Below are 12,457 nucleotides of genomic sequence, written 5' to 3'. Positions count from 1 at the left end.
ACACACCATCTATTGACACATAGACAGCAAAGCATACTAGATACGGTATTCACAGGTCGCCGGATTCGCCTCCGGCGCTAAGAGGGAATCCGGTAGGCCTTAGGGCAAAGCCGGGGCTGCCCCCGCAACTGTAAGCGGAGAGCGGCTGTCGATTGGCCACTGGCCGAGAGGTGGGTTTACCCCGCCCTCCCCGGGAAGGCAGGCAGTCCGCAACGACCCGCGAGCCAGGAGACCTGCCTGTGGATGCGTATCGTTTCCTCGGGCGGGGTGCCCCGACGGATCGCCTTGCTCGCGGCGCATCATCCTGCGTCGGCGCGGAATGCGCTCCTCGGCCCAAGCCTCCAACATATTGGGGTTTGCCGAATGTCTCTTGATCTCGAAACTGCCACGACCACAAAGACGCCTTTTCCGGTTGCCGGCGCCGACAGGGCGAAGCCGGCCTCGGAGCCCGGCTACCAGGTCATTCGCCGCAATGGCAGCGTCACGCCTTTCGATGCCTCGAAGATCACGGTGGCCGTGACCAAGGCCTTTCTCGCCGTCGAGGGCCATTCGGCCGCCGCCTCGCGCCGGGTACATGACATCGTCGCCGACCTCACCGCCCAGATCGTCGCCGGCCTGACCCGCCGTGCCGACACGGGCCGTACCTTCCATATCGAGGAAATCCAGGACCGGGTGGAGCTCGCCTTGATGCGCGGCGAGCACCACAAGGTGGCGCGCGCCTATGTGCTCTATCGCGAACAGCACGCCCAGGAACGAGCCCTGGAGCGCGCCGCCAAGGCGGAGGCACAGGCCGGCACTACCCCTGCTTTGCGCATGAAGACGGCGGAGGGCACGCTGCTGCCGCTCGACCACGCGCGCCTCGCCGCCCTGGTGCGCGAAGCCTGCGCGGGCCTTGCCGACACCGATGCCGAGACGGTGCTGAACGAGACGCAGCGCAACCTCTATGACGGCATCAGCCAGGACGAACTGGCGCTGGCGCCGATTCTCGCCGCCCGCACCCTGATCGAGACCGAACCCGATTATGCCAAGGTCAGCGCCCGGCTGCTCAACGACAAGCTGCGCCGCGAAGCCCTCACCTTCGTCGCGGGCCGTCCCGAACAGGCGACGCAGGCCGAGATGGCGAGCCGCTACGCCGAATATTTCCACGACTATATCCGCGTCGGCATCGCCAACGAACTGCTCGATCCGGAACTCGGTCGCTTCGACCTCGCTCGCCTTGCAGCCTCCCTCAAGCCCGAGCGCGACTTGCAGTTCGATTATCTCGGCCTGCAGACGCTCTATGACCGCTATTTCCTGCATGTGCGCGGCACGCGTTTCGAGCTGCCACAGGCCTTCTTCATGCGCGTGGCCATGGGCCTGGCCCTACGCGAAATCGACCGGGAAGCCCGCGCCATCGAGTTTTACGATCTTCTGTCCTCCTTCGACTTCATGGCCTCGACGCCCACCCTGTTCAATTCCGGAACGCTGCGCGCCCAGCTCTCCTCCTGCTTCCTGACCACCGTGTCCGACGACCTCGAAGGCATCTTCAAGGCGGTGAAGGACAACGCGCTGCTCGCCAAATATTCCGGTGGCCTCGGCAATGACTGGAGCAATGTGCGTGGGCTCGGCGCCCATATCAAAGGCACCAATGGCGAAAGCCAGGGCGTGGTGCCCTTCCTCAAGGTCGCCAACGATACCGCCATCGCCGTCAACCAGGGCGGCAAGCGCAAGGGCGCGGTCTGCGCCTATCTGGAGACCTGGCATGTCGACATCGAGGAATTCCTCGATCTGCGCAAGAACACGGGTGACGACCGCCGCCGCACCCACGACATGAACACCGCCAACTGGGTGCCGGATCTGTTCATGGAACGTGTGGAGCAGGATGGCCCCTGGACCCTGTTCTCACCGGACGAAACGCCGGATCTGCACGATCTCTACGGCCCCGCCTTCAAGGCCGCCTATGAGGCGCATGAGGCACGCGCCGCGCGCGGCGAGCTGAAGGTCTCCAGGCAGGTCCGTGCCCAGGATCTATGGCGCAAGATGCTGACCATGCTGTTCGAGACCGGGCATCCCTGGATCACCTTCAAGGATCCCTGCAATATCCGCTCGCCCCAGCGTCACGTCGGCGTGGTGCACTCCTCGAACCTGTGCACCGAGATCACGCTGAACACCTCCCATGACGAGGTGGCCGTGTGCAATCTCGGCTCGGTGAACCTTGCTGCCCATGTCGATGCCAGCGGCCTGATGTTCGACAAGCTCAGGGCGACGGTGACGACGGCGATGCGCATGCTCGACAACGTCATCGACATCAATTTCTACACCATTCCCGAGGCACGGCGCTCCAACCTCAGGCACCGGCCCGTCGGCTTGGGCATCATGGGCTTCCAGGATGCGCTGCAGACCTTGCGCCTGCCCTACGCCTCCGACGACGCCGTGCGCTTCGCCGACGAGAGCATGGAAGCCGTATCCTTCCACGCCATCTCGGCCTCGACAGACCTGGCGGCCGAGCGTGGTCGCTATCCCAGCTTCGAGGGATCGCTGTGGTCGCAAGGCATTCTGCCGATCGACTCGGTCGGCCTGCTCGCCGAGGCGCGCGAGGGCGCCAGCTTCGACGTGAGCTCGACCCTGGCCTGGGACATGTTGCGCCAGCGCGTGAAGACGGTCGGCATGCGCAATTCCAACACCATGGCGATCGCGCCGACGGCGACGATCTCCAACATCTGCGGCGTCTCGCAATCGATCGAGCCGGCCTATCAGAACCTCTTCGTCAAATCGAACATGTCGGGGGATTTCACGGTGGTGACCTCGGCCCTGGTCCGCGATCTCAAGACGCGCGGCCTGTGGGACGAGGTCATGATTTCCGATCTCAAATATTTCGATGGCTCGCTCGGACAGATCGATCGCATCCCCGAGGATCTGAAGGCTCTCTATGCCACCGCTTTCGAGATCGACACGGCCTGGCTGATCGAAGCCGCGGCGCGCCGGCAGAAATGGATCGACCAGGCCCAGTCGCTCAACCTCTACATCGCCAACCCCTCCGGCAAGAAGCTCGACACGCTCTACCGCCTGGCCTGGAAGCGTGGTCTGAAGACGACCTATTACCTGCGCTCGCGCTCGGCCACCCATGTCGAGAAATCGACGCTGAAGGGCACCGACGGCAAGCTCAATGCCGTCTCCGCCACGGTGCCGCAGGCGGCCGCGCCGATCCTGATCGAGGCTCAGCCGGACCTGGCTGCATCGGAAGCCTGGGGCAAGGCCTGCTCCATCCACGATCCCGATTGCGAGGCGTGCCAGTGAGCCGAGAACAGGGTGGAATGCGCTCCAAGAGTTCGTCCGCCAATAAGTGCCTCGAATTGGCTCGACCTTTGTCATTGCCGGGCTTGACCCGGCAATCCAGTTCCCTCCTCCGGACGACGAAGTGCGGTTCCTGGATGCCCGGGTCAAGCCCGGGCATGACAAAGGTGCCGCTTCAGTTACTTCCGGACAATGTCTCCGATGAGAAGAAAACGATGACGATGCTCGACTGGTCCGAACCCGTTTCGCCCGCAAGCCAGCTTCCCCTGCCGCAGAGCATGGCGGATGCAACCGGCCTTGGCGCCATCGACCGCAAGGGCGGCCGCGTCACGGTCGACGAGAAGCGCATGATCAATGCCCGCGCCGACGTGAACCAGCTCCTGCCGCTCAAATACAAATGGGCCTGGGAGAAATATCTCGCCGGCTGCAACAATCACTGGATGCCGACCGAGGTCTCGATGCAGGCCGACATCGCGCTGTGGAAGTCGCGTGACGGCCTGACCGAGGACGAGCGGCGCATGCTCAAGCGCAATCTCGGTTTCTTCGCCGCCTCCGAGAGCCTGGTCGCCAACAATATCGTGCTGGCGATCTACCGCCACCTCACCAATCCCGAATGCCGGCAATATCTGCTGCGCCAGGCTTTCGAGGAGGCCGTGCACACCCATACCTTCCAATACATCGTCGAGAGCCTCGGGCTCGACGAGGGCGAACTCTTCAACATGTATCGCGAGGTTCCCTCGATCACCGACAAGGCCGCCTGGGCCCTCAAGCACACCCAGCATCTCGACGATCCCGATTTCAAGACCGGCACGCCGGATGCCGACCAGGCCTTCCTGCGCGACCTCGTCGCCTTCTATGTGATCTTCGAGGGCATGTGGTTCTATACCGGCTTTGCCCAGATCCTCTCGCTCGGCCGGCGCAACAAGATGGTGGGGATCGCCGAGCAGTATCAGTACATCCTGCGCGACGAGAGCATCCATCTCAATTTCGGCATCGACGTGATCAACCAGATCAGACATGAGAACCCGCATCTGTGGACGCTGACCTTCCAGGCCGATCTGCAGCGGATGATCCGCGAGGCCGCCGAGCTGGAAGCCGCCTATGGCCGGGATACCATGCCGCGCGGCTTTCTCGGCCTCAACGCGGTGTCGTGCGAACAATATATGCGTTTCATCGCCAACAGGCGCTGCGCCCAGCTCGGCCTCATGCCGGTATTTCCTGATGTCGAGAACCCCTTCCCCTGGATGAGCGAGGCGATGGACCTGAAGAAGGAGAAGAACTTCTTCGAGACGCGCGTCATCGAATATCAGAACGGCGGTGCGCTGAGCTGGGATTGATGGCGGGCATTCAAGGAGCAGGCCATTGGGCAGGAATTGCATTCCCTTGTCGTCGGGCGCGCGCTGCCCCTCACCTTACCTCTCCCCGTAAGAACGGGGCGAGGGGGCGCACGCGTAGCGAATAGTCTTCAAAACTCTCATCTCGCTCTGCCGGTGGGCGAGATGACGGGTTTTCGGCATTAAACTCGACGCCGGAGTCTCCTCGCCCCGTTCTTACGGGGAGAGGTAAGGTGAGGGGCAGCGCTACCGAGAATAATTTCATTCGCGCTTAAGCACCGCGCAAATACCTCGAAAAGAGCGTGATTGGTTGCTTTGTCGTTCCCCGCCGCGCGGGGGATGATGGACATTCGGTGTCCCCTTCCCGACCTGCCTCTCCAAGCCCTCGACAACAATGTCCTGAACACACCATCATCCGTCGCATCGTCTCTAGTCGGCGCGCCGACTCGATGTATTCTAATCCTCATTCGAGGTGCCGGTCCGCTCCCAAGGCGGCCCGGAGAATTGGGAAGCCGGTCCAAATCCGGCGCTGCCCCCGCAACGGTAGAGGAGAAGATCGCGGCAGGTGCCACTGGGTCGGGAAGACCTGGGAAGGCGTCGCGATCGGGCCGGAAGGCCGCTCCTGAGCCCGGAAACCAGCCCCGATGAAAACCGACGGACGCGGTGGGCGTTCCGGAAGGAGGTTCGGCTGTGCCTTTTCACCGGCGCAGACCGCCGGGCCGCTTTCCCCTCCCGCCGTCAAGTCAACGCATTGGTTGTCACGCGGGATTTTGACATGACTGCGCATCAGGACATGCTGAGCCGTCTCCGGACCCATCAGCCGGGCACGACGCTCGAGGGCAAATTCTACACCGACCCGGAATTCTTCCGGCTGGATATGGAGAACATCTGGTATCGCGAATGGCTGTTCGCGGGCCATGACTGCGAGCTCGGCAAGCCGGGCAGCTATTTCACCCTCCAGGTCGGCGATTATCCGGTGATCGTGCTGCGCTCCGGCGACGGTGCCATTCGCGCCTTTCACAATTCCTGCCGGCACCGGGGATCACGGCTCTGCGCCGCGACAAGCGGCAGCGTCGCCAAGCTGGTCTGCCCCTATCATCAGTGGACCTACGAACTCGACGGCCGCCTGTTGTTCGCCCGCGACATGGGACCCGGCTTCGATGCCGCGCAATATGGGCTGAAGCCCGTGCATTGCGAGAGCGTGGCCGGCTATGTCTGGATCTGCCTTGCCAAGGAGGCACCCGATTTCGAGACCTTCCGCGCCGGCGCCATGCCCTATCTGGCACCGCATGGCCTGAAGAACACCAAGGTGGCCTTCGAGAGCACCATCGTCGAGAAGGGCAATTGGAAGCTGGTCTGGGAGAACAACCGCGAGTGCTACCACTGCGCGGGCAATCATCCCGAGCTCTGCCGCACCTTCCCCGAGGCCCCGACGGTGACAGGCGTGCAGGGCGCCGACAAGGATCCGCTCATCGGCCAGCATTGGCGGCGTTGCGAGGAAGCCGGCCTGCCCAGCACCTTCAGCATTTCCGATGACGGCCAGTTCCGCATGGCGCGCATGCCGCTGCTGCGCAATGCCGCCAGCTATACGATGTCCGGCAAGCCGGCCGTGCAGCGCCCCCTCAGCCCGACGATCGAGGAAGGCAATATCGGCGCCCTCCTGCTCTTTCACTATCCCACCACCTGGAACCACGTGCTGGGCGACCATGCCGTCAGCTTCCGCGTGCTCCCGATCGGGCCGAAGGAAACCCAAGTCACCACCAAATGGCTGGTGCACAAGGATGCGGTCGAGGGGGTCGACTACGACCTCGATGAACTCACCCATGTCTGGCAGATGACCAACGACCAGGATCGCCAGATCGTCGAGGAGAACCAGCTCGGCGTCTCCTCGCCCGTCTACACGCCCGGCCCCTACGCCCCCGAACACGAGGGCGGCGTGATGCAGTTCGTCGAATGGTATCGCAACGCCATGGAAGCGGCGCTGGGTAATGACGGCGTCCGCCTGCGCAGCGTGGCCTGAGGCCCTTTCACCCTCCCCTGGAGGGGGAGGGTCGGACGAAGTCCGGGGTGGGGTGAGAAACACAGCAGCCGACGAAAACACCCCACCCCGACGCTTCGCGTCGCCCCTCCCGCTCCAGGGGAGGGTGTTAGCAAAACCGATATATACAGGGGTAGACACCATGCCGACGCCCTCCGCAGCCCTGGCGAAATTCAGGCATATCGACGAAACGCCGCCCTGGAACGATCAGAGCCAGGCACTCGAATGCGTTTCGATCATCCATGAGGGCCGCGATGTCGCGACCTTCACCTTCCGCGCCGCCGAACAGGGCTGGTTCCGCTACGAGCCCGGCCAGTTCATCACGCTGGAGATCCCCGCCGAGGCCGGGCCGGTGCTGCGCACCTATACGCTGTCGTCGAGCCCTTCCCGCCCGCTTTCGATCAGCGTCACCGCCAAGGCGCAGGCCTCCAGCATCGGCACGCGCTGGATGCTTGATAACCTCAAACCCGGCACGCGCTTGAAGGCCTACGGCCCGCTCGGACAGTTCAGCTTCTCTCGTCATCCGGCCGAAAAATACCTCTTCATCTCGGCCGGCTCGGGCATCACGCCGATGATGTCGATGACCCGTTTTGCCGAAGACCACGGCGGCGCCACCGATATCGCTTTCGTCAACTGCGCACGCCGGCCGGGCGAGATCATCTTCCGCCAGGAACTGGAACGCATGGCCGGACGCATGCAGCGCCTCCGCCTCGCCTGGATCGTGGAAGAGACCGAGGCCCATGAAGCCTGGACCGGCTTCCAGGGTCGGCTCAACGCCCCGGCCCTACGCCTGATCGCACCGGATTTCCGCGAGCGCGAAGTATTCTGCTGCGGCCCCGCACCCTTCATGGCAGCGGTCAAGGACATGCTCGAAGCCAATGGCTACGACATGCGCCGCTATCATGAAGAGAGCTTTCAGCCAGCCGAAACGCCAATGGAGGAAGTCGGTGCGGACGAGGCCCTTGCCGGCGAAGCCAGCGTGGCCTTCACCAAATCCGGCATCGAGGTGCCGGCCTCCAGCCGCGACACCATTCTCCAACTCGCCCGTGGCGCCGGCCTCAACATTCCGACCGGCTGCACCATGGGGCTCTGCGGCACCTGCAAGGTGCAATGCCTGTCGGGAGAGACCGCGATGACCCATCAGGGCGGCATTCGCGAGGAGGAAATCGCCGCCGGCCTGGTGCTGGCTTGCTGCACCAGGCCGCTCGGCCGCGTCGAGATCGAGGCCTGAGATGACGATCGCCGCGCAGAACACCGTCGATGTCGACGCCGCCATCGTGCACTCCATCCTGCGGGCCACACGGGCTGATGGCCCCGTCATGCCCGAGGAGCGGGCCCGTACCCTCCTGCTGGCCTGGATCCTCAGCCGTGAAGACGGCGCGGACCTGGCCAGGGAAGCCGCCGATTTGAAAGTCCTGCTGCACGAGGCCTCGACATCGGACAATCCGCTGCTGCCGCATCTGAGCAGCCTGCTCGACGAGGTGCGCGATCATGCCGGCCGGCGACGGGGTCGGCGGCGTTTGCGGGTGGATGCCTGAAGAAGCGGACGAGACGTCCACGGTCCCAGCCGAGGCGTTTCCCGCATGATGCCGGACATTATAGCGCTTGCTTTATGCTAGATAGAAGAGGTGCTGTCATTCCCGGCGCCGCCGCAGGCGGTGGGAAGGGAATCCAGGGCCGAGGCATGTCGCTCACAGCCCCTGGATCCCCTTCCCTCGCTTCGCTCGCCGGGGATGACAGGCCCGTCTTTCTAACCGGGTACGACACCAGCATTGTCTGCACCAGAGCCGTGGACTCCTGTCTGACCTTCCTATCCATCCCGCAATCCCAGACAGAAAACCGACGCTTCCAGGACAGTTCACCTTGACCTCGCCTTTCTCGGCGCTATCATATAAGGATATCTTGATATCGTAATTCCGTTATAGGAGCTCGTTATGAGCGCTCCGGTCGAAGCCCTGTTCGCCGCGCCTGCCCAGACCGATCGGGGCGCGGAGATCCTTGCCGCCCTTACCGCCGCCGCGCGGGAGCGCATCCTGATCCTCGATGGCGCCATGGGCACGCAGATCCAGGGGCTCGGCTTCGAGGAGGACCATTTCCGGGGCGAGCGCTTCGTCGGCTGTGACTGCCACCTCAAGGGCAACAACGACCTCCTCACCCTCACCCAGCCTGCGGCGATCGAAGCGATCCACTACGCCTATGCCATGGCCGGGGCCGACATATTGGAGACGAACACCTTCTCCTCCACCTCGATCGCCCAGGCCGATTACGGCATGCAGGAGGCGGTCTACGACCTCAACCGCGACGGTGCGCGCCTTGCCCGCCGTGCCGCGATCAAGGCGCAGCAGCAGGACGGGCGCCGGCGCTTCGTCGCCGGAGCGCTCGGCCCGACCAACCGCACCGCCTCGATCTCGCCCGACGTCAACAATCCCGGCTATCGCGCCATCAGCTTCGACGATCTCCGCATCGCCTATGCCGAGCAGATCCGCGGCCTCATCGACGGCGGTGCCGACATCATCCTGATCGAAACCATTTTCGACACGCTCAACGCCAAGGCGGCGATCTTCGCCTGCGAGGAAGTGTTCGGCGAAAAGGATGTGCGCCTGCCCGTGATGATCTCGGGTACCATCACGGATCTCTCGGGCCGTACCCTCAGCGGGCAGACGCCGACGGCGTTCTGGCATTCGGTGCGGCATGCCCGCCCCTTCACGATCGGCCTCAACTGCGCGCTCGGTGCCAATGCGATGCGGGCGCATCTCGACGAGATCTCCACCGTCGCCGAAACTTTCGTCTGCGCCTATCCCAATGCCGGCCTGCCCAACGAGTTCGGCCAGTATGACGAGAGCCCGGAAGCGATGGCGGCGCAGATCGAGGGGTTTGCCCGCGACGGCCTGGTCAACATCGTCGGCGGCTGCTGCGGCTCGACGCCGGAGCATATCCGCGCCATTGCCGAGGCCGTGGGTCGCCACAAGCCGCGCGCCATTCCCGAAGCTGAGCCCAGGATGAAGCTGTCGGGCCTGGAACCCTTCACGCTCGACACCACCATCCCCTTCGTGAATGTCGGCGAGCGCACCAACGTCACCGGCTCCGCCAAGTTCCGCAAGCTCATCACCGCCGGCGACTACGCCACCGCCCTCGATATCGCCCGCGACCAGGTGGCCAATGGCGCCCAGGTCATCGACATCAACATGGACGAAGGCCTGATCGATTCCGAAAAGGCCATGGTCGAATTCCTCAACCTGATCGCGGCCGAACCGGACATCGCCCGCGTGCCGGTGATGATCGATTCCTCGAAATTCTCGATCATCGAGGCCGGCCTGAAATGCGTCCAGGGCAAGCCACTGGTCAATTCGATCTCCATGAAGGAAGGCGAGGAAGCCTTCCTTCATCACGCCCGCCTGGTGCGTGCCTATGGCGCGGCCGTGGTGGTGATGGCCTTCGACGAACAGGGACAGGCCGATACGCTGGAACGCAAGGTCCAGATCTGCACCAGGGCCTACAAGCTGCTGACGCAGGAAGCCGGTTTCCCGCCCGAGGACATCGTCTTCGATCCCAACATCTTCGCCGTCGCCACCGGCATCGAGGAGCATAACGGCTATGGTGTCGCCTTCATCGAGGCGACGCGGCAGATCAGGGAAACCCTGCCCCACGCCCATATTTCGGGCGGCGTCTCCAATCTCTCCTTCTCCTTCCGCGGCAACGAACCCGTGCGCGAAGCCATGCACGCCGTGTTCCTCTACCATGCCATCCAGGCCGGCATGGATATGGGCATCGTCAATGCCGGCCAGCTTGCCGTCTATGAATCCATCGATGCGGAGTTGCGCGAGGCCTGCGAGGACGTGGTGCTCAATCGCCTGGACGACGCGACGGAGCGCCTGCTGGCGCTAGCCGAACGCTTCCGTGGCGCAGGCCCGAAGGAGGCCAAGGTCCAGGATCTCGCCTGGCGGAGCTGGTCGGTGGAAAAGCGCCTCGAACATGCCCTCGTCAACGGCATCACCGACTATATCAACGAGGACACCGAGGAAGCCCGGCTGGCGGCAGAGCGCCCGCTGCACGTCATCGAAGGCCCGCTGATGGCCGGCATGAACGTGGTGGGCGACCTGTTCGGCTCGGGCAAGATGTTCCTGCCCCAGGTGGTCAAGTCGGCCCGCGTGATGAAGCAGGCCGTGGCAGTGCTGCTGCCCTATATGGAAGCGGAGAAGGCGGCCAATGGCGGGCAGGTCCGCCAGAGCGCCGGCAAGGTGCTGATGGCCACCGTGAAGGGCGACGTGCACGACATCGGCAAGAACATCGTCGGCGTCGTGCTCGCCTGCAACAATTACGAGATCATCGATCTCGGCGTGATGGTCCCTTCTGCCAAGATCCTCGAAGTCGCGCGCCAGGAGAAGGTCGACATCATCGGCCTCTCCGGCCTGATCACGCCCTCGCTCGATGAAATGGTGCATGTCGCCGCGGAGATGGAGCGCGAGGGCTTCGACATTCCCTTGCTGATCGGGGGAGCCACCACCAGCCGCGTCCACACCGCCGTGAAGGTGCATCCGCGCTATGACCGTGGCCAGGCCGTCTATGTGACGGATGCGAGCCGAGCCGTCGGTGTGGTCTCCAGCCTGCTCTCGCCGACGATCAAGCCAGGCTATGTCGAGACCGTCCAGGCCGAATATGCCAAGGTCGCGGCCGCCCATGCCCGCAGCGAGGCCGACAAACTGCGCCTGCCGCTCGCCAAGGCCAGGGCCAACGCCCACAAGGTGGACTGGACCGGCTTCGTCGCCCCCAGGCCGGGCTTCCTCGGCACGCGCGTGTTCGAGAATTACGACCTCGCCGAGCTGGCGCGCTATATCGACTGGACACCCTTCTTCCAGACCTGGGAGCTCAAGGGGCGCTATCCCGCCATCCTCTCCGACGAGAAGCAGGGTGCGGCCGCTCGCCAGCTCTTCGACGATGCCCAGGCCATGCTCGCCCGCATCATCGAAGAGAAGTGGTTCCACCCCAAGGCCGTGATCGGCTTCTGGCCGGCCAATGCCGTCGGCGACGATATACATCTGTATACGGACGAGGGCCGCGGCCGGAAACTCGCCAGCCTGCACACCTTGCGCCAGCAGCTCACCAAGCGCGACGGCCGGGCCAACGTCGCCCTCTCCGATTTCGTCGCGCCTGCAACCAGCGGCCAGGGCGACTATCTCGGCGGCTTCGTGGTTACCGCCGGCATGGAAGAGGAAGCGATCGCCCATCGCTTCGAACGTGCCAATGACGACTATGGCTCGATCCTGGTCAAGGCCCTGGCCGATCGCTTCGCCGAGGCCTTCGCCGAACGCATGCATGAGCGCGTGCGCAAGGAGTTCTGGGGCTATGCGGCCGACGAGAACCTGGCCCCCGACGAACTGATCGGCGAGCCGTATCGCGGTATCCGCCCTGCCCCCGGCTATCCCGCCCAGCCCGACCATACCGAGAAGGGCACGCTGTTCCGCCTGCTCGACGCCGAGGCTCGCATCGGCGTGCAGCTGACCGAAAGCTATGCGATGTGGCCGGGCGCCTCGGTGTCCGGGCTCTATTTCGCCCATCCCGATGCCTATTATTTCGGGGTATCGAAGATCGAGCAGGACCAGGTCGAGGACTATGCGGCCCGCAAGGGCATGAGCGTGGAAGAGGTCGAGCGCTGGCTTTCGCCGGTGCTCAACTATGTGCCCGGCGTCAAGGAGGCGGCGGAATAGACCTGGGAGCGCGGGCATCCTCGCCCGCCCTTGGAAGCGCTTCGCCCTCAGGACGGCAAGAGCGGGCGAGGACGCCCGCGCTCCCAGGAACACCATTGATTTCCAAT

The 12,457-nt window shown here is 64.0% G+C and carries 6 protein-coding genes and 2 riboswitches; all 6 genes read left to right on the top strand.

Features of this window, described 5'->3' with window-relative positions:
* The first annotated feature begins 36 nt into the window (after positions 1 to 36).
* A riboswitch (cobalamin riboswitch) is annotated at positions 37 to 255 on the top strand.
* A gap of 108 nt (positions 256 to 363) precedes the next feature.
* The 6 genes from ACIGJE_RS14270 (at position 364) to metH (ending at position 12,350) form a co-directional block, all read left to right on the top strand.
* On the top strand, positions 364 to 3,276 hold the full coding sequence (locus ACIGJE_RS14270) for a ribonucleoside-diphosphate reductase subunit alpha (RefSeq protein ID WP_483677764.1): 2,913 nt from the start codon (positions 364 to 366) through the stop codon (positions 3,274 to 3,276).
* A 218-nt stretch (positions 3,277 to 3,494) separates the two neighbouring features.
* Complete coding sequence (locus ACIGJE_RS14265; RefSeq protein WP_483680253.1) at positions 3,495 to 4,610, top strand: ribonucleotide-diphosphate reductase subunit beta; 1,116 nt, start codon at positions 3,495 to 3,497, stop codon at positions 4,608 to 4,610.
* Positions 4,611 to 5,060: 450 nt separating this feature from the next.
* A riboswitch (cobalamin riboswitch) is annotated at positions 5,061 to 5,265 on the top strand.
* 117 nt (positions 5,266 to 5,382) lie between these two features.
* A complete protein-coding gene (locus ACIGJE_RS14260; protein ID WP_415086428.1) occupies positions 5,383 to 6,627 on the top strand; it encodes an aromatic ring-hydroxylating oxygenase subunit alpha in 1,245 nt (414 codons plus the stop codon).
* Between the two features lie 160 nt (positions 6,628 to 6,787).
* Positions 6,788 to 7,876: an FAD-binding oxidoreductase gene (locus tag ACIGJE_RS14255; RefSeq protein ID WP_415086426.1), complete on the top strand. Its 1,089-nt coding sequence runs from the start codon at positions 6,788 to 6,790 to the stop codon at positions 7,874 to 7,876.
* 1 nt (position 7,877) lies between these two features.
* Positions 7,878 to 8,183, top strand: a complete 306-nt coding sequence (locus ACIGJE_RS14250) for a hypothetical protein (RefSeq protein ID WP_415086424.1) — start codon at positions 7,878 to 7,880, stop codon at positions 8,181 to 8,183.
* Positions 8,184 to 8,579: 396 nt separating this feature from the next.
* A complete protein-coding gene (gene metH / locus ACIGJE_RS14245) occupies positions 8,580 to 12,350 on the top strand; it encodes a methionine synthase (protein ID WP_415086422.1) in 3,771 nt (1,256 codons plus the stop codon).
* Positions 12,351 to 12,457 lie beyond the last annotated feature (107 nt).

This window comes from Labrys sp. E2SS-1L (assembly GCF_057073705.1).
The sequence above is the reverse complement of the archived record's forward strand: the minus strand, read 5'-3'. Positions and strand labels throughout refer to the sequence as shown.

Coding starts and splice junctions, on each gene's coding strand:
- ACIGJE_RS14270 (WP_483677764.1), top strand. CDS start 364: ATGTCTCTTGATCTCGAAACTGCCACGACCACAAAGACGCCTTTTCCG.
- ACIGJE_RS14250 (WP_415086424.1), top strand. CDS start 7,878: ATGACGATCGCCGCGCAGAACACCGTCGATGTCGACGCCGCCATCGTG.
- ACIGJE_RS14255 (WP_415086426.1), top strand. CDS start 6,788: ATGCCGACGCCCTCCGCAGCCCTGGCGAAATTCAGGCATATCGACGAA.
- metH (WP_415086422.1), top strand. CDS start 8,580: ATGAGCGCTCCGGTCGAAGCCCTGTTCGCCGCGCCTGCCCAGACCGAT.
- ACIGJE_RS14265 (WP_483680253.1), top strand. CDS start 3,495: ATGCTCGACTGGTCCGAACCCGTTTCGCCCGCAAGCCAGCTTCCCCTG.
- ACIGJE_RS14260 (WP_415086428.1), top strand. CDS start 5,383: ATGACTGCGCATCAGGACATGCTGAGCCGTCTCCGGACCCATCAGCCG.